Consider the following 18103-nt stretch of genomic DNA (forward strand, 5'->3'; position numbering starts at 1 on the left):
CTTCGCGTGCAGCCCCCGCTCCGTGTGCCCCCGAGTGCACCCGCTCGGCTGGTGGTACTGGCGTCGGGCACCGGATCTCTGCTCGAATCGCTCCTGGAGGCGGCCACCGGGGACTACCCCGCGCGAGTGATCGCCGTCGGCACCGACCGCGAGTGCCGGGCGCTCGAAGTTGCGTCGTCCGCGGGCATCCCCGGTTACACGACCCGCCTCGGCGACCACCCCGACCGCGCCGCGTGGGACGCCGCCATCACCGCGGCCACCGCCGAGCACGAGCCGGATCTGGTGGTCAGTGCCGGCTTCATGAAGATCCTTGGCCCACAATTCCTCTCGCGGTTCATGGGCCGTGTCGTGAACACCCACCCCGCGTTGCTGCCCGCCTTCCCCGGCGCGCACGCGGTGCCCGACGCGCTGGCCTACGGTGTGAGGGTCACCGGCTGCAGCGTGCACCTGGTGGACGCAGGCATGGACACCGGCCCGATCCTCGCCCAGGAGGCGGTTGCGGTGCTCGACGACGACGACGAGGCGACTCTGCACGAGCGCATCAAGGTGGTCGAAAGACGGTTGTTGGTTGACGTACTCGCGGCGATGGCGACGCGCGGTGTGACTTGGACGGGACGAAAGGCGGCCATGGGATGAGCGACGCGAGCGAGGGCCGGCGTCCGGTCAGACGAGCATTGATCAGCGTCTACGACAAGACGGGTCTGGCCGAACTCGCCCGTGGCCTGCATGACGCAGGCGTCACGATCGTCTCGACCGGCTCGACGGCCAAAACGATTGCCGCGAGCGGTGTTCCGGTCACGCCCGTCGAGGACGTCACCGGCTTCCCCGAGGTGCTCGACGGCCGGGTGAAGACGCTGCACCCGCGCGTGCACGCCGGCCTGCTGGCCGACACCCGCAAGCCCGAGCACGTCGCGGCGCTCGACGACCTCGGCGTCGAGGCCTTCGAACTCGTCGTCGTGAACCTGTACCCGTTCACCGAGACCGTGGCGTCGGGTGCGGGTGTCGACGAATGCGTCGAGCAGATCGACATTGGCGGACCGTCGATGGTCCGCGCCGCCGCCAAGAACCACCCGAGCGTGGCGGTGGTCGTCGAGCCGATCGGCTACGACGGCGTGCTCGCCGCGGTGCGGTCGGGCGGGTTCACCCTCGCCGAGCGGAAGCGGTTGGCGTCGTTGGCCTTCCGGCACACCGCCGAGTACGACGTGGCCGTCGCCACGTGGATGGCCGACACCCTGACACCGGAGGAGCCCGAGCAGCCGCTGCCGCAGTGGTACGCGGGGACCTGGCGTCGCAGCGCGGTGCTGCGCTACGGCGAGAACCCGCACCAGCAGGCCGCGCTGTACGTCGACGACGCGGCCTGGCCCGGCCTGGCGCAAGCCGAACAGCTGCACGGCAAGGAGATGTCGTACAACAACTTCACCGACGCCGACGCGGCGTGGCGGGCGGCGTTCGATCACGAGGACATCTGCGTGGCGATCATCAAGCACGCCAACCCCTGCGGCATCGCGGTGTCGTCGGTGTCGGTCGCCGATGCGCACCGCAAGGCACACGAATGCGATCCGCTCAGCGCCTTCGGCGGGGTGATTGCATCGAACACGGCGGTCAGCGTGGAGATGGCGGAGACCGTCGCCGACATCTTCACCGAGGTGATCATCGCCCCCGCCTACGAGCCCGGCGCCGTCGAGATCCTGGCCCGTAAGAAGAACATCCGCGTGCTGGTCGCTGCCGAGCCGCAGCCGGGCGGCACCGAGTTCCGTCAGGTGAGCGGCGGTCTGCTGGTGCAGCAGCGCGACGCGCTCGACGCCCCCGGCGACGACCCGGTGACCTGGACGCTGGCCACCGGCGAGCCCGCCGATCCGCAGACCCTGGCCGAGCTGAAATTCGCCTGGCGTTCCTGCCGGGCGGTGAAGTCGAACGCCATCGTCGTGGTCAAGGACGGTGCGACCGTCGGCGTTGGCATGGGACAGGTCAACCGCGTCGACGCGGCCCGGCTGGCCGTCGAGCGGGGCGGTGACCGGGTAGCGGGCGCCGTCGCCGCGTCCGATGCGTTCTTCCCCTTCCCCGACGGTCTCGAGACGTTGACCGCGGCCGGGGTGAAGGCCATCGTGCACCCTGGCGGTTCGATGCGCGACGACGTCGTCACCGAGGCCGCGGCGAAGGCGGGCATCACGCTCTACCTGACCGGCGCGCGGCACTTCGCGCACTGACACCGGCCGCGGTGAGCAAGAATCGCGCGGACTCCGCCGAGTCCGCGCGATCGTGGTTGCTTCGCGGGGGTTGTTATTCGGCTTGACTGAAGGCGCCGCCGCCTTCGCCGCGCGAGAACGCACCGCCGGCCTCGCCGGTCGCGTACCCGCCGCCAGCCTCGCCGGTCGCGTACCCGCCACCCGCCGTGCCGTTCGCGTACCCGCCACCACCATTGCCCGTGGGCGTGAGAAGGCCCGGGAGGATGGCGCATTGCGGGATGCCAAAGCAGTCCGGGTTCGGCGCCGGCGCGGGCTCCGCGCTCGCGACGCCTGCCGACGCACCGAATAGGAGCGCGCCGCTCGCGATTGCACCGCCAACCGCAAGCTGCAGTCGTCGTGAGTCGATTCTGGTCTTCCCCACCATGTCATCCCCTTCGTGAACGCCTCAGCCCTTTGCTGAAAGACCGCTGGAACCGCCCCGGTTGGTCCCTTGTTCGAAATATACCCCTGGTACGGGAGTATGGCGAAGAGTTTTGCTCCGCGGTGCGTTGGTGTGCTGCAATGTCCTTGCGGACGCAAATACACAGGTAGTCGACCAAAATATACCAACACCGCAAACGAATGCATGACGCTGGCGAACCACGGCGACGCCTCTCGGCAAATGCTCTTGAGGTCCTGACACCCAACAATGGCGGACGCGACGGTAAGTGCCGCTAACAAACGCGGAATTGCCATGATCACGAACCGGTGCAGTCGCGAGCCGATTGGCGCAGTGCGCTTTCGTCGGCTGCGACGCAGCCGGGTTTCCGCTGACCCCGCAGGCCGATGCGCGGCCCTCGTGGCGGGTCGAAACGTGCGGATCATCGTTCGCTCGTGGGGGAACTCGTGCCGTTGTCGCAGAGCAGTCGTAGCGTGGAGTCGTGACATCACCTAACGATCTCCCCCGTACTGTCGGCGAACTGCGTGCCTCGGGCCACCAGGAGCGGGGAGTCAAGGACGAGATCCAGGCGAATCTGCTCGCCGCCCTTGCCGAGGGCCGCGACGTGTGGCCCGGCATCCTCGGGTTCGAGGACACCGTGCTGCCGCAGTTGGAGCGGGCGCTGATCGCGGGCCACGACATCGTGCTGCTGGGTGAGCGCGGTCAGGGCAAGACGCGTCTGCTGCGTGCGCTGACCGGACTGCTCGACGAGTGGACGCCCGTCATCGACGGCTCGGAACTCAACGAGCACCCGTTCAGCCCGATCACCCCCGAATCCATTCGCCGGGTGGCGACCTCGGGTGACGACCTGCCGATCAGCTGGGTGCACCGCAGTGATCGCTACACCGAGAAGCTCGCCACCCCGGACACCAGCGTGGCCGACCTCGTCGGTGACATCGACCCGATCAAGGTGGCCGAGGGACGCAGCCTCGGCGACCCGGAGACCATTGCATTCGGCCTGATCCCGCGTGCCCACCGCGGCGTCGTCGCGATCAACGAGCTGCCCGACCTCGCCGAGCGCATACAGGTGTCGATGCTCAACGTGATGGAGGAGCGCGACATCCAGGTTCGCGGCTACACGCTGCGGCTGCCGCTCGACGTCCTGGTGGTCGCCAGCGCGAACCCCGAGGACTACACCAACCGCGGCCGCATCATCACCCCGCTCAAGGATCGCTTCGGCGCAGAGATCCGGACGCACTACCCGATCCGCCTGGACGCCGAGGTCGGCGTCATCACCCAGGAGGCCCATCTGGCGGCAGAGGTGCCGGAATACCTGATCCAGATCCTTGCCCGGTTCGCTCGCGCGCTGCGCGAGTCGTCGTCGATCGACCAGCGGTCGGGCGTCTCCGCGCGCTTCGCCATCGCCGCGGCCGAGACTGTTGCAGCCGCGGCACGGCACCGGTCGACGATCCTCGGCGAGCAGGAGCCGGTCGCCCGCGTCGTCGACCTCGCCACCGTGGTCGACGTGCTGCGCGGCAAGCTCGAATTCGAGTCCGGCGAAGAGGGCCGCGAGCAGGCCATCCTGGAGCACCTGCTGCGCCGTGCGACCGCCGACACCGCGCAGCGCCTGCTCGGCGGCATCGACGTCGGACCGCTGGTGGTTGCCGTCGAGGACGGTGCACCGGTGACGACGGGGGAGCGGGTATCGGCCAAGGACGTCCTCGCCGCCGTGCCGGATCTGCCGGTGGTCGACGAGATCGCCGAGCGCCTCGGCGCGCAGAGCGACGGCGAACGGGCAGGGGCCCTCGAGCTGGCGCTCGAAGCCCTGTACCTGGCCAAGCGGATCGACAAGGTGTCCGGCGAGGGCGAAACCGTCTATGGCTAACCGCGGTTCGACGATCAAGCGGCGAGGGACGAGCCGCGTTGAGGAGGGCCGCAGTGAGTAAGCGCCTCTCGCGATACTCCCGGTACACCGGCGGGCCCGACCCGCTGGCGCCGCCGGTCGACTTGCGCGATGCACTCGAGCAGATCGGCCAGGAGGTCATGGAGGGCAGCTCGCCCCGGCGGGCACTGCAGGAGCTGTTGCGGCGCGGCACCCAGAACCAACGGGGCGCCGACCGGTTGGCCGCCGAGGCCAACAGCAAGCGCCGGAAGCTCCTGCAACGCAACAATCTCGACGGTACGCTGCAGGACATCAAGAAGTTGCTCGACGAGGCCGTGTTAGCCGAACGCAAGGAACTCGCGCGGGCGCTCGACGACGACGCGCGTTTCGGCGAACTCCAGATGGAGTCGCTGTCACCCTCTCCGGCCAAGGCCGTGCAGGAACTCGCGGAGTACGACTGGCGCAGCCAGGAGGCTCGCGAGAAGTACGAGCAGATCAAGGACCTCATGGGTCGCGAGATGCTCGACCAGCGCTTCGCCGGCATGAAGGAGGCGCTGGAGAACGCGACCGACGAGGACCGTCAGCGCGTCAACGAGATGCTCGACGACCTCAACGAGCTACTCGACAAGCATGCCCAGGGGCAGGACACGCCCCAGGACTTCCAAGACTTCATGGCCAAGCACGGCGAGTACTTCCCGGAGAACCCGCAGAACATCGATGAACTGCTGGACTCCCTGGCCCAACGTGCCGCGGCCGCCCAGCGCTTCCGCAACAGCCTTACCGAGCAGCAGCGCGCGGAACTCGACGCGCTGGCACAGCAAGCCTTCGGGTCGCCGTCGCTGATGAACGCGCTGAATCGGTTGGACTCCCACCTGCAGTCTGCCCGCCCGGGTGAGGACTGGTCGGGTTCGGAGAACTTCAGCGGCGACAACCCGATGGGGATGGGCGAGGGCGCGCAGGCGATGGCCGACATCGCCGAACTCGAACAGCTCGCCGAGCAACTCTCGCAGAGCTACGCCGGCGCACAGATGGACGACGTCGACCTCGACATGCTGGCCCGCCAGCTGGGTGAGGACGCTGCCGTCGACGCTCGCACCTTGGCCGAACTCGAGCGTGCCCTGATGGAGCAGGGGTTCCTCGATCGCGGCTCGGACGGGCAATGGCGACTGTCGCCCAAGGCCATGCGCCAGCTGGGTCAGGCGGCGCTTCGCGATGTGGCGCAACAACTCTCGGGACGTCACGGCGAGCGCGACACGCGGCGCGCCGGCGCCGCCGGTGAGCTGACCGGCGCCACGCGGCCCTGGCAGTTCGGTGACACCGAGCCCTGGAACGTGACTCGGACGCTGACCAACGCCGTACTGCGGCAGGCCGGAACGGGCGTTGCGGAGCCGCCGCTGCGGATCAGCGTCGACGACGTGGAGATCTCCGAGACCGAGACCCGCACGCAGGCGGCGGTGGCGCTGCTGGTGGACACGTCGTTCTCGATGGTCATGGAGAACCGCTGGCTGCCGATGAAGCGCACGGCGCTGGCGCTGCACCATCTGGTCAGCACGCGCTTCCGGTCGGACGCGCTGGAGATAATCGCCTTCGGGCGTTACGCGCGCACCGTGTCGGCCAGCGAACTCGCCGGGCTCGAAGGCGTCTACGAACAGGGCACCAACCTGCACCATGCGCTGGCGCTGGCCACCCGCCACCTCCGGCGTCATCCCAACGCCCAGCCCACGGTGCTCATCGTGACCGACGGTGAGCCGACCGCACATCTCGAGGACTTCGGCGACGGCGACGGTTCGTCGGTGTTCTTCGACTACCCGCCGCATCCGCGCACGATCGCCCACACGGTGCGCGGCTTCGACGAGGTCGCCCGCCTCGGCGCACACGTGACGATCTTCCGGCTCGGCAGCGACCCGAGCCTGACGCGGTTCATCGATCAGGTGGCGCGCCGTGTCGAGGGCCGTGTCGTGGTGCCAGAACTCGATGGCCTCGGTGCTGCCGTGGTCAGTGACTATCTGCGGTCCCGCAAACGCCGCTGACCCCGTTCGCCACGTGCGCGCAGGTGAATTCGAATTAGCTGCTGGCAACCATTCCGGCAATCGAGCTGCTGGCGCGAGTTCGACCGATCTTGATCTTGTCCCATCCGCGCTCGGCCATTGCCGTCTTCGACGGTCGAAATGGCCTCTCAACTGCCATTGAGCCAATCGGGCCGAATTGCGCCGACCAATCGTCCTAAAGGTGTGACAACTGTCGCAGGGGCGCGTTCGAGAAGATTGGTTCGCAAACTTTTGACGTAGCCGTGGCAAAAACATTCGAAACGGTTTAAGGTCTTCTCAGGTTCTTCTAAGCCGCGCAGGATGGTTTAGCCACGCACCGAGCCACCATTAGATTCAAGGGGGATTCACATGGCACTTCGCCCATTCGTCACTGCAGGCGTGGCCTTTGCTGCGGCCGGTGCCGTAGCCGCCACGGTCGCCATCGCGCCGCCGATGTCCCCTGGCGAAGTCAAGGTGGCGCAGCAGACCGAGGTCGATCTGAATGCGAATCTCACGGATCTGATCAACACGTACTTCCGAGAGTTCCCCGGCGACCCCGGCAACGCAGGCACCATTCATGCCTCCGGAGTCATCCAGCAGCTCCTGCAGAACGCCAACGTGAACGACCCGCGCGGCACTGCGGTAATCGACTCGTACTTCGAAGAAGGCCTCTCCGACGTCGTCCGACTGCTCCTGACTCGGGACAACGTGGACCCGTATTCGCGCGATCAGATCAATCTCTTCTTCAACGAGGGGCTCAGCGAGGTAGTGCGCTACCGGCTCCTCATGTACCAAGCCGACCCGACGCTGCGGGCTCAGATCAACACCTTCTTCGGTGACTCCGTGAACGCCGACGGTTCAGAGAACATCGCGCAAGTCGGGTTCCAAGGCTTGTTCTACGACGCCCTCGTCGGGACGGGCTTGAGCGTGGACCAGCGGCGGCTCCTCGACACGTTCTTCAACGCGCCGACGATCTACAACTCACAAGCGGTCCAGTTGCTCGACGAAGACGGAAATCCGATCCCCGTCAAGGATGCGCAGGGGAACCCGATCCCCGGCCAGTTCGTTCTCGTCGGCAACCCGAACCCGGCCCGCCGCGGCAGCTTCGGCGTCATCTACAACACCATCAGGAACACCGGGCTGAGCCCCGATCAGCAGGCCACGCTCGATCAGTTCTGGGATGGCGGCGTTCAAGAGGTCGTTCGGCAACGTCTGCTGTCGAGCACCGGCGATCAAGGACAAAAGGACACGATCAACCAGTACTTCGACGGCGGCATCGACGAAGTGATCCGCGCGCGCCTGGTCGACGGTGCGGCCGACGAACGGTCCAAGGATCTGTGGAATGAGTTCTTCGACAACGGCGTAACCGGTGTCGTGCGGTACATCCTGACGGGCCCCGTGCCCGAGGTGGAGAGCCCGCCGGTGCCACCGACGACGCCTCCGCCGGTGAACACCCTCGTCGCAAACGTGGAGGAGTCCACCACCGCCGACACGCAACTGGCGGCGGCCGTCGAGGAGACCCAGCAGCCCGCCGATGAGCCGGCGGCGCCGCAGGCCCGCAAGGTCGAAGCCGCGCCGGCCGCCGCACCCGCGGCACCCGCGACTGCACCCGTGGAATCCACCTCGGCGGTGAAGCAGGAGGCCGTCTCGGAGGAGGAAGCGGACGCCGAGGTCAAGGACGGCAACAAGGTCGAGCCGGTCATCATCATCCCCGGGGGCGGCGGCTCGTCCGACGGGGTGCGCGGCGGCGGAGCGTGGGGTGTCTTCAAGCCCGCGTTCGCAGCCGTCGACAACATGATCAAGGGCGGCAAGAAGCCGGCTGCCGGCGGCAGCACGACCGGCGGCACCACCGATGGCGGCGCGACCGACGGCGCTGACAACGACGGTGGCGGCGACGGCGAGTAGCCACTCACGCACAAAGGACATCGGCCCCTTCCGCTCGCGGAGGGGGCCGATGTTCGTCAGGGGTTCTTGCGCTTCTTGCGCTTGATGCCGACGCTGCCCCAGAGCGAGAATCCGCGGATGGTCACCTGCGGTGCACCCGGGGAGCCGACGTCGCCGATGTGCTCGAACGACCCCATGACCCCGACACCGTGGACGTCGACGTTGATCTCGGGGGGAAGCAGAATCGTCTGCCCGCCGAAGATCGAGTACGAGTGGATCTCCACCTCGGGTGACGTGAAGTCGGCGTAGCGCAGGTCGATCACGCCACCACCGAAGAGGGCGAACGACGTCACGCGGCGCGGGACGTTCCAGCGACCCCGCCGTTCGAAGCCGCTCATGATCGCGAGCAGGAGAGTCGACGGAGCGGGGTGGCAGGCGCCGTCGCTGCGGCCAGATGCCGTCACCACGTCGGGCAGGTCGGCACTGAGGCGCTCGAGTTCGTCGACGGTCTGGGCGGCGTACGCCTTGGTCAACCGCTCCTCGTAATCGGCCATCTGCAGCCGACCCTGCGACGCGGCCTCGGTGAGGAGCTGAGCAACGTGGATGCGATCCGTGTCGGCAGCGCGCTTCGACCCGTTGCGCGACGCTGGAGTGCTCATCGACACGAGCCTACGACGAACCTCGGTACATGCAAGGGGCGGACCTCATCCAACTCGGCATCCAACTCGGCGATGTCGCCTCGAAGTGTCGGCGGCGACTACCCCGACGCTACGCCGACGCCCAGCGGGGCGGCCGCTTCTCCAGGAAGGCCAGCATGCCCTCGTGGGCCTCCTCGGAGACGAACAGTGCCGCGGACTGCTCGGCCAGCGCGTCGGCGTGCTGGTCGAACGCCCGCAGGATCGACGCGGTGGTGAGCGCCTTCGACGCGGCCAGCCCCTGTGGCGAACCCTTGGCCACGTCGGCAGCCAGCGCTGCGACGGTGCCCGCCATGTCGTCGGCGGCGACCGTGATCAGACCGATGGCCGCGGCCTCGGTGGCGCCGAACTTCTCACCGCTGACGAAGTAGCGTCCCGCGGAGCGCGCCGTCATCTTGGGCAGCAGGGTCAGCGAGATCACCGACGGTGCCACACCGATGCGCGCCTCGGTCAGTGCGAACGTACTCGCCGGCCCGCCGACCACGATGTCGCAGGCGCCGACCAATCCCAGACCGCCTGCGCGAGCGTGCCCGTCGATGGCCCCGATCACCGGCACCGGGAGTTCGAGGATGGCGCGCAACACCTGGGTCATCTCGCGGGCGCGGTCGACTGCGAGCGCACCGGGATCGCGGCCTGCCGCCTCGCTCAGGTCAGCACCCGCACAGAAGGTGCCGCCCTCGTGTCCGAGGACGACGCACCGCACCGTCGGATCGGCCGCTGCGCTCGCCAGCCCGTCGTGCAACTGGGTCACCAACGCGGTGGACAGCGCATTGCGGTTGTGCGGTGAGTCGAGGACCAGGCGTGCGACGCCCGCCTCGACCGAGTAGCGGACGAGTGTCTCAGCGCTCATCAGTACGACCGGGGGAGGCCCAGCGACGTCTGCGCGACGAAGTTCAGGATCATCTCCCGGCTGACCGGTGCGATGCGGGCCAGCCGCGACGCGACGAGCACCGACGCGATGCCGTACTCCTTGGTCAGGCCGTTGCCGCCCAGCGACTGCACGGCCTGGTCGACCGCGCGCACCGACGCCTCACCCGCGGCGTACTTCGCCATGTTCGCGGCCTCAGCGGCGCCGCCGTCGTCGCCGAGGTCGTAGAGCGTCGCGGCCTTCTGCATCATCAGCTTGGCCAGTTCGACCTCGATGTGGTTCTGCGCCAACGGATGCGAGATGCCCTGATGCGCACCAATCGGCATCTTCCACACCTGCCGCGTCTTCACGTACTCGGTGGCCTTGTTGATCGCGAAGCGCCCCATGCCGACCGCGCTCGCGGCGCCCATGATCCGCTCCGGGTTGAGGCCCGCGAACAGCTGGGCGATCGCGGCGTCTTCGGAGCCGACGAGCGCATCCGCGGGCAGCCGGACGTCGTCGAGGAACAACTGGAACTGGTTCTCCGGGCTGACGATCTCCATGTCGATCTTGGTCCACGACAAGCCGGGAGCATCGGTGGGCACGATGAACAGGGCGGGCTTGAGATTTCCGGTCTTTGCCTCCTCGGTGCGGCCGACCACGAGGATCGCCTGTGCCTGGTCGACGCCCGAGATGTACACCTTCTGCCCGGACAGGATCCAGTCGCTCCCGTCACGGCGCGCGGTCGTCGTGATCCGGTGCGAGTTGGATCCGGCGTCGGGTTCGGTGATCGCGAACGCCATCGTGATGGATCCGTCGGCGATGCCGGGAATCCACCGCTGCTTCTGCTCTGGCGTGCCGAACTTGCTGATGATGGTGCCGTTGATGGCGGGGGAGACGACCATCAGCAGTAGCGCGCAGCCACTCGCGGACATCTCCTCCATCACCAGCGACAGCTCGTACATCCCGGCGCCGCCACCGCCGTACTCCTCGGGGAGGTTCACGCCGATGAAGCCGAGTTTGCCTGCCTCTTGCCACAATTCGGTGGTGTGCTCACCGGCGCGGGCCTTCTCGAGGTAGTACTTCTCGCCGTAGTTGGCCGAGAACTGCGCGACGGCCTTGCGCAGTTCCTTCTGCTCGTCGGTCTCCATGAAGCTCATTGTCTCTCCTTGAATCAGTCTTGGTCTTCGACCCGGGCCAGCACGGCGCCCACGTCCACCTGTTGGCCTGCATCGACGTTCAGTTCGGCGAGCACGCCACTGCTGGGTGCGGCGATGGTGTGCTCCATCTTCATGGCCTCCAGCCAGATCAGCGGCTGGCCGGCCGTGACGCGGTCGCCCACCGCGGCGGCTACCCGGATCACCGATCCCGGCATCGGCGCCAGCAGCGACCCTTGCGCCACGGCGGCGTCGGGATCGCCGAAGCGCGGTTGCGCGGTGAGCCGTACCGACCCGAGCGGGCCGTCGACGAACACGGTGTCGCCGTACCGCGCGACCCCAAAGGGACGCTCGACGCCGCCGACCGACAGCACCACCTGCTCCGGCGCCGAGGACACCAGCGCCACGTCGACGTCGTCGGGCAGCTCGAGGCGACCCCGCGTGAACCGGTATCGGACCTCGATCTCGTCACCGCCCGCGTCGGTGAACCGCTTCACCTGGTGACCCGACGGCAGGTTGCGCCATCCACCGGGGACGGCGCACAGAGCCGTTGCGCTGCTGCGGTTGTGGGCGGCGTCGGCAAGCGCCGCGGCGATCGCCGACAGGCGGGCGGCACCGGTGGCGGTCGACGGGGCAGCCAACTCCGCAAGGCCGTGCGTGTCGAAGAACGCGGTGTCGGTGGCGCCGTCGAGGAACGCCGGGTGCCGCAGCACGTTGACCAATAGGTCGCGGTTGGTGGTGATGCCGTGCAGCCGGGTCCGCGCCAGCGCATCGGCGAGCACGGCCGCGGCCTGCCTGCGGGTGGGCGCATAGGAGATCACCTTGGCCAGCATGGGGTCGTAGAAGATGGACACCTCCGACCCGTCGACCACGCCGGTATCGACGCGCACGCCGACCGAGCCGAGGGTGGTGAACGCCGCCCGCGCCGTCGGCACGTCGAACCGGTGCACGGGCCCGGCCTGCGGCTGCCAATTCTTCGACGGATCCTCGGCGTAGAGGCGCACCTCGATCGAATGACCCCGCGCGGTCGGCGGGTGCGGGTCCAACCGGCCGCCGTCGGCCACGTGCAGCTGCAGCTCGACGAGGTCGAGCCCCGTCGTCTCCTCGGTCACCGGATGCTCGACCTGCAGGCGGGTGTTCATCTCGAGGAAGAAGAACGAGCCCTCGTCGTCGGCCATGAACTCCACGGTGCCCGCACCGGTGTAGTCGATCGCCTCGGCGGCCAGGCGGGCAGCTTCGAAGAGTTTGTCCCGCATGCCCTCGACGCGCTCGACGAGTGGCGAGGGGGCCTCCTCGACGATCTTCTGATGGCGACGCTGGATCGAGCACTCACGCTCGCCGACGGCCCAGACCGTGCCGTGTGCGTCGGCCATCACCTGCACCTCGACGTGATGGCCGGTGGCCAGGTAGCGCTCGCAGAACACCGTCGCGTCGCCGAACGCGGACTGCGCCTCGCGCTGCGCTGCCTCGACCTGCTTGGGCAGTTCGGCCAAGTCGTGGACCACCCGCATGCCGCGGCCACCGCCACCGGCGGACGCCTTGATCAGCACGGGCAGCTGCTCGGCGGTGATGGTGTCGGGGTCGAGTTCGGCCAGCACGGGCACACCCGCGGCGGCCATCATCTTCTTGGCCTCGATCTTGCTGCCCATCGCCTGTACGGCCGGCACCGGCGGGCCGATCCAGACCAGGCCGGCGTCCTGCACCGCGGCGGCGAATTCAGCGTTCTCCGAGAGGAATCCGTACCCGGGGTGGATCGCGTCGGCGCCAGAGGCGCGGGCGGCGCCGATCAACTGCGCGACGTCGAGGTACCCGTTGCGGCCGTCGAGGCGCACGCGGGCGTCGGCCTCGGCGACGTGGGGGCTCGCGGCGTCGGGGTCGGTGTACACCGCGACGGTGCCGATTCCCAGGCGTCGGCACGTGGCGAACACGCGTCGGGCGATCTCGCCGCGGTTGGCGACCAGAACTGTGGTGATCACTTCACTCCCTCTGCGAATTCGGCGCGGAAACCCGCGGTCACCGCGGCAAAGCGCGCCGAAGTCGCCGTCATGGCGCTCACATCCGGAAGACGCCGAAGTTCGACGTCCCCTCGATCGGGCCGCTGGCGATGGCGGACAGGCACATCCCCAGCACGGTGCGGGTGTCGCGCGGGTCGATGACCCCGTCGTCGTAGAGCCTGCCGGACAGGAACATCGGCAGCGACTCGGCCTCGATCTGCGCCTCGACCGCGGCGCGCAGGGCGGCGTCGGCGTCCTCGTCGACCTGCTGGCCGCGGGCCTCGGCCGCGGCCCGGCTGACGATGGACAGCACGCCCGCCAATTGCGTGCCGCCCATGACCGCGGACTTCGAACTCGGCCAGGCGAACAGGAAGCGGGGGTCGTACGCCCGCCCGCACATGCCGTAGTGGCCTGCGCCGTAGGACGCGCCGATCAGCAGCGAGATGTGCGGCACGGTCGAGTTCGACACGGCGTTGATCATCATCGAGCCGTGCTTGATCATGCCGCCTTCCTCGTACTTGCGGCCCACCATGTACCCGGTCGTGTTGTGCAGGAACAACAGTGGCGTGTCGGAGCGGTTGGCCAGCTGGATGAACTGGGTTGCCTTCTGCGACTCCTCGCTGAACAGCACGCCGCGCGCGTTGGCCAGGATGCCGACGGGGTAGCCGTGCAGCGTCGCCCAGCCCGTGACGAGCGACCCGCCGTAGAGCGGCTTGAACTCGTCGAAGTCCGAACCGTCGACGATGCGCGCGATGACCTCGCGCGGATCGAACGGGATGCGCAGATCGGCGGGCACGATGCCGATCAGCTCCTCCGCGTCGAACACCGGCTCGACGACGGGCTGCGGGGTCGGGCCCTGCTTGCGCCAGTTGAGGCGAGCCACGATGCGCCTACCGATGCGGACGGCGTCGAGTTCGTCGACCGCGAAGTAGTCGCCGAGACCCGATATACGCGAATGCATCTCGGCGCCACCGAGTGACTCGTCATCGGACTCCTCGCCGGTGGCCATCTTCACCAGCGGGGGACCGGCGAGGAACACCTTCGAGCGTTCCTTGATCATCACCACGTGGTCGGACATGCCGGGGATGTACGCCCCACCGGCCGTCGAGTTGCCGAACACCAGCGCGATCGTGGGGATGCCCGCCGCCGACAGCCGGGTCAGGTCCCGGAACATCCGGCCGCCCGGGATGAAGATCTCCTTCTGCGTCGGCAGGTCGGCGCCGCCCGACTCGACCATCGAGATCACCGGCAGCCGGTTCTCCAGCGCAATCTGGTTGGCGCGCAGGATCTTCTTCAGCGTCCACGGATTGCTGGTGCCGCCCTTGACCGTCGGATCGTTGGACACGATCAGACACTCGACGCCCTCGACGACGCCGATGCCCGTCACCACGCTGGCGCCGACGGTGAAGTCGGTGCCCCACGCCGCCAGGGGGCTCAGCTCCAGGAACGGCGAGTCCGGGTCGAGCAGCGCCTCGACGCGTTCGCGGGCGGTGAGCTTGCCGCGGGCGTGGTGGCGCTCGACGTACTTGGCGCCGCCACCGGCCAGCGACTTGACGTGCTCGGCGTCGAGTTCGGCGATCTTGGTCCTCATCGCCTCCGTCGCGCCGGTGTAGGCCGCCGAGCGGACGTCGATCGTCGACTTCAGGGTGGTCACGACTGGTATCCAAGCGTCTTGGCGGCCAGCCCGGTCAAGATTTCGGTGGTCCCGCCGCCGATGCCGAGGATGCGCATGTCGCGGTACTGGCGTTCGACCTCCGACTCGACCATGTAGCCCATGCCCCCGAACAATTGCACTGCCTGGTTGGCCACCCATTCGCCGGTCTCGACGGCGGTGTTCTTCGCGAAGCACACGTCGGTGATCAGGTTCTGGTCGCCTGCGCCTGAAGTCGCCGCCGAAGCGGCTCCATCGATCTGACGCTCGACGAGCGCCCGGGTGTACACGCGGGCGACGTCGGTCCGCCGTGCCATGTCGGCGAGCGTGTTCTGCACCGACTGCCGCGAGATCAACGGTCGCCCGAATGTTTCTCGATCGCGGCACCACTGCACGGTCAGGTCGAGGCAGCGTTGGGCGCTGGCGTACGCCTGCGCGGCCAGGCCCACCCGCTCGGAGACGAACGCCGCGGCGATCTGCAGGAAGCCGCTGTTCTCGGCGCCGACGAGGTTCTCGACGGGGACGCGGGCGTCGGTGTACGCCAGTTCGGCGGTGTCGCTGGAACGCCAGCCCATCTTCTCGAGCTTGCGGGTGACCTCGAATCCCGGTGTGCCCTTGTCGACGACGATCAGCGACACGCCCGCCGCGCCAGGGCCACCGGTGCGCGCCGCGGTGACGACGTAGTCGGCCCGCACCCCCGAGGTGATGTAGGTCTTCGCGCCGTTGAGGACGTATTCATCTCCGTCGCGGTCCGCCCGGGTGGTCAGGTGCCCGACGTCGGAGCCGCCGCCGGGCTCGGTGATGGCCAGGGAGCCGATCTTCTCGCCGCGCAGCGTGGGCCGGACGTAGGTGTCGATGAGCCGCTCGTCGCCCGAGGCGATCATGTGGGGCACCGCGATCCCGCACGTGAACAGCGACGCGAAAACGCCACCGGGCACACCGGATTGGTGCAGCTCCTCGCAGATGATCACCGCGTCGGCGCCGTCCCCGCCGCCCCCGCCCACGGCCTCTGGATACGGCGCGCCGAGCAGACCGGCCTCCCCGGCGGCCAGGTGCAGTTCGCGCGGTATCTCCCCGGCGCGTTCCCACTCGTCGACGTGGGGGAGGATCTCGCGTTCGGCGAAGGTACGCACCGTCTTTCGCAGCGCGTCACGCTCGGGAGTGGTCCAGATGCTCACGGCAGAAGTCCTTCCGGGATGTCCATGTAGCGGGCTCTCAGCCATTCGCCGAGCCCCTTGGCCTGCGGGTCGAAGCGGGCCTGATGTGCGACGCCCTGGCCGAGGATGCCCTCGATGACGAAGTTGACCGCACGCAGGTTGGGCAGTAGATGTCGGGTGACGGCGAGATCCGCAGTCTCGGGCAGCAATTCGCGCAGCCGGTCGACGGTGAGCGTGTGGGCCAGCCACTGCCACTGCTCGGGGGTGCGCACCCACACCCCGACGTTCGCGTCGCCGCCCTTGTCGCCGCTGCGCGCACCAGCGATGGTCCCGAGTGGCACGCGACGGGTTGATCCGCCGACGGGGGCGGCGGGCAGTTCGGGAGCGTCGACGGGCTGCAGTGCCTGGGTCTCACCGGCCGGTGCGATGTCGACGCGGACGCCGTCACCGTGCACCGCGACGTGCGGGACGTCTGTCGCGTCGACGTAGCCGGCGGTGAACACGCCGTAGATCTGGCCCTCGGCAGGCGGGGCGGTGGTGGTGAAACCCGGGTAGCTCGCCAGTGCCAGTTCAACTGCGGCTGAGGAGAAGTGGCGTCCCACCTTCTTGGGGTCGGAGTCCCGGACGACGCAGCGCAGCAGCGCGCTGGCGGCCTCCTCGGTGTCGGCGTCGGGGTGATCGGTGCGCGCGAACGTCCACTCCATCTCCGCGGGCTCGACCGTCAGGTTGGACTCCAGCTGCCGGCGCACCAGATCCGCCTTGGCTTCGATGTCGAGTCCCGTCAGCACGAACGTCATCGCGTTGCGGAAGCCGCCGACCGAGTTCAAGGACACCTTGAGCGTGGGTGGCGGCGGCTCGCCGCGCACTCCGCTGATCCGCACCCGGTCGGGTCCGTCGTCGGCCAGCGTCACGCTGTCGACGCGCAGCGTCACGTCGGGATTGGCGTAGCGTGCGCCGCCGATCTCGTAGAGCAGTTGCGCGGTCACGGTGTCGGTGCTGACCAGTCCGCCGGTGCCGGGGTGCTTGGTGATCACCGACGACCCGTCGGCGTGGATCTCGGCGACGGGGAAGCCGGCATGCATCAGGTCGGGCACTTCGGTGAAGAAGGCGAAGTTGCCACCGGTCGCCTGGGTGCCGCACTCGATCACGTGACCTGCGGCGACGGCGCCGGCGAGCGCGTCGTAGTCGGTGCGGCTCCAGCCGAAGTGCGCAGCGGCAGGTCCGACGATCACCGACGCGTCAGTGACCCGGCCCGTCACCACGACGTTGGCGCCGCCGAGCAGACAGTCGGCGATGCCCCACGCGCCGAGGTAGGCGTTGGCCGCAAGGGGCGCGCCCGGGGCGAGCGAAGCGGCGGGGGAACTCGTCAGTCCGAGTTCGTCGGCACGGCCGACGAGGTCGTCGCCCTCGACGTGCGCGACGTCGACCGCCAGACCCAGGCGCTCGGCGAGGGCTCGGACGGCCGCGGCCAGGCCGGCCGGGTTCAGCCCGCCTGCGTTGGCGACGATCTTCACCCCGCGATCGAGGGCGGATCCCAGCGATTCCTCCAGCTGGGTCAGGAAGGTCTTGGCGTATCCCCGCTCCGGCGACTTCGCGCGGTCGCGGGCGAGGATGAGCATGGTGAGTTCGGCCAGGTAATCCCCGGTGAGGTAGTCCAGTTCGCCGCCGGTGATCATCTCCCGCATGGCCGCGTGGCGGTCACCGTAGAAGCCCGAGCAGTTGCCGATGCGCACCGGATGCCTGCCTGGGTGCTCACCGTCCCGGGTCACTGCGCCCCTGCCCTCCGAAAACGTCACAGTGCTCCCATCGCCATCGACGGCTCTCAACCAACCGGTAGGTTAGCCGATACCTCCGGTAACGCGTCAAGGCTCGGACCGTCGGCGGGGGCGACGGCCTGCGTTTTGGACGCTACGCAGGTCGGCGGCTATCCTTCTAGGCAACCGTTGGCCGCTGTCGTATGCGCGGCAACACCCCTGATCAAGGAGATGCTCGTCATGGCCGTGCCCAAGCGGAGGATGTCGCGCTCGAACACCCGTAGCCGTCGCGCGCAGTGGAAGACCGAGGCCACCGGGCTCGTCAACGTCAACGTCGCTGGTCAGCAGCACAAGGTGCCGCGTCGCCTGCTCAAGGCCGCACGCCTCGGCCTGATCGACCTCGACCGCCGCTGACCCACCGCGCCGTGATCGGCGGGCAGGAGCGCAGCGA

14 protein-coding genes are annotated in these 18103 nt (G+C 68.5%); 6 read left to right on the top strand and 8 right to left on the bottom strand.

All coding sequences use genetic code 11. From position 1 onward, the window contains the following. The first annotated feature begins 6 nt into the window (after positions 1–6). Positions 7–636 (top strand): phosphoribosylglycinamide formyltransferase, encoded by a 630-nt coding sequence (gene purN / locus G6N61_RS25330; RefSeq protein ID WP_163922785.1) that lies wholly within the window; start codon positions 7–9, stop codon positions 634–636. Beyond that, entirely contained in the window at positions 633–2207 is a 1575-nt protein-coding gene (gene purH / locus G6N61_RS25335; protein WP_163922788.1) for a bifunctional phosphoribosylaminoimidazolecarboxamide formyltransferase/IMP cyclohydrolase, read from the top strand. The genes purN and purH overlap by 4 nt, the downstream gene beginning before the upstream one ends. A gap of 73 nt (positions 2208–2280) precedes the next feature. On the opposite strand, the gene G6N61_RS25340 is transcribed toward purH, so the two are convergent. Further along, positions 2281–2607 carry a hypothetical protein gene (locus G6N61_RS25340; RefSeq protein WP_163922791.1) on the bottom strand — a complete coding sequence of 109 codons (327 nt, stop codon included), beginning with the start codon at positions 2605–2607 and terminating at the stop codon, positions 2281–2283. A 499-nt stretch (positions 2608–3106) separates the two neighbouring features. On the opposite strand from G6N61_RS25340, the gene G6N61_RS25345 reads away from it, so the two are divergent. The 3 genes from G6N61_RS25345 to G6N61_RS25355 all read left to right on the top strand — a co-directional run bounded on the left by G6N61_RS25345 (position 3107) and on the right by G6N61_RS25355 (position 8418). Further along, positions 3107–4489, top strand: coding sequence for a sigma 54-interacting transcriptional regulator (locus tag G6N61_RS25345; RefSeq protein ID WP_163922794.1), 1383 nt, complete (start codon positions 3107–3109; stop codon positions 4487–4489). A gap of 53 nt (positions 4490–4542) precedes the next feature. After that, a complete protein-coding gene (locus G6N61_RS25350) occupies positions 4543–6516 on the top strand; it encodes a VWA domain-containing protein (RefSeq protein ID WP_179973523.1) in 1974 nt (657 codons plus the stop codon). A gap of 366 nt (positions 6517–6882) precedes the next feature. Beyond that, on the top strand, positions 6883–8418 hold the full coding sequence (locus G6N61_RS25355) for a hypothetical protein (protein WP_163922801.1): 1536 nt from the start codon (positions 6883–6885) through the stop codon (positions 8416–8418). A 56-nt stretch (positions 8419–8474) separates the two neighbouring features. Here the strand turns inward: G6N61_RS25355 and G6N61_RS25360 are convergent, their stop codons facing one another. From G6N61_RS25360 to G6N61_RS25390, 7 genes are all read right to left on the bottom strand, one after another. Further along, positions 8475–9056 carry a DUF1707 SHOCT-like domain-containing protein gene (locus G6N61_RS25360; RefSeq protein WP_163922803.1) on the bottom strand — a complete coding sequence of 194 codons (582 nt, stop codon included), beginning with the start codon at positions 9054–9056 and terminating at the stop codon, positions 8475–8477. Positions 9057–9165: 109 nt separating this feature from the next. After that, the gene (locus G6N61_RS25365) at positions 9166–9942 is read right to left on the bottom strand and encodes an enoyl-CoA hydratase family protein (RefSeq protein ID WP_163922806.1); all 777 of its coding nucleotides are present in this window, start codon (positions 9940–9942) and stop codon (positions 9166–9168) included. Further along, positions 9942–11099, bottom strand: coding sequence for an acyl-CoA dehydrogenase family protein (locus G6N61_RS25370; protein WP_163922808.1), 1158 nt, complete (start codon positions 11097–11099; stop codon positions 9942–9944). Before G6N61_RS25370 ends, G6N61_RS25365 begins: the two co-directional genes overlap by 1 nt. A 14-nt stretch (positions 11100–11113) precedes the next feature. Continuing rightward, positions 11114–13072: an ATP-binding protein gene (locus G6N61_RS25375; RefSeq protein ID WP_163922811.1), complete on the bottom strand. Its 1959-nt coding sequence runs from the start codon at positions 13070–13072 to the stop codon at positions 11114–11116. 76 nt (positions 13073–13148) lie between these two features. Continuing rightward, complete coding sequence (locus G6N61_RS25380) at positions 13149–14744, bottom strand: acyl-CoA carboxylase subunit beta (RefSeq protein ID WP_163922814.1); 1596 nt, start codon at positions 14742–14744, stop codon at positions 13149–13151. Further along, positions 14741–15919, bottom strand: coding sequence for an acyl-CoA dehydrogenase family protein (locus G6N61_RS25385; protein WP_163922818.1), 1179 nt, complete (start codon positions 15917–15919; stop codon positions 14741–14743). The genes G6N61_RS25380 and G6N61_RS25385 overlap by 4 nt, the downstream gene beginning before the upstream one ends. After that, positions 15916–17667 (bottom strand): acyclic terpene utilization AtuA family protein, encoded by a 1752-nt coding sequence (locus G6N61_RS25390; protein ID WP_264076832.1) that lies wholly within the window; start codon positions 17665–17667, stop codon positions 15916–15918. The genes G6N61_RS25385 and G6N61_RS25390 overlap by 4 nt, the downstream gene beginning before the upstream one ends. A gap of 225 nt (positions 17668–17892) precedes the next feature. Between G6N61_RS25390 and rpmF the strand changes: the two genes are divergently transcribed. Then, positions 17893–18066, top strand: a complete 174-nt coding sequence (rpmF, locus tag G6N61_RS25395; RefSeq protein ID WP_163922821.1) for a 50S ribosomal protein L32 — start codon at positions 17893–17895, stop codon at positions 18064–18066. Positions 18067–18103: the final 37 nt, after the last annotated feature.

Origin of the sequence: Mycolicibacterium arabiense (assembly GCF_010731815.2) — a bacterium.
Taxonomy (GTDB): Bacteria; Actinomycetota; Actinomycetes; order Mycobacteriales; family Mycobacteriaceae; genus Mycobacterium; species Mycobacterium arabiense.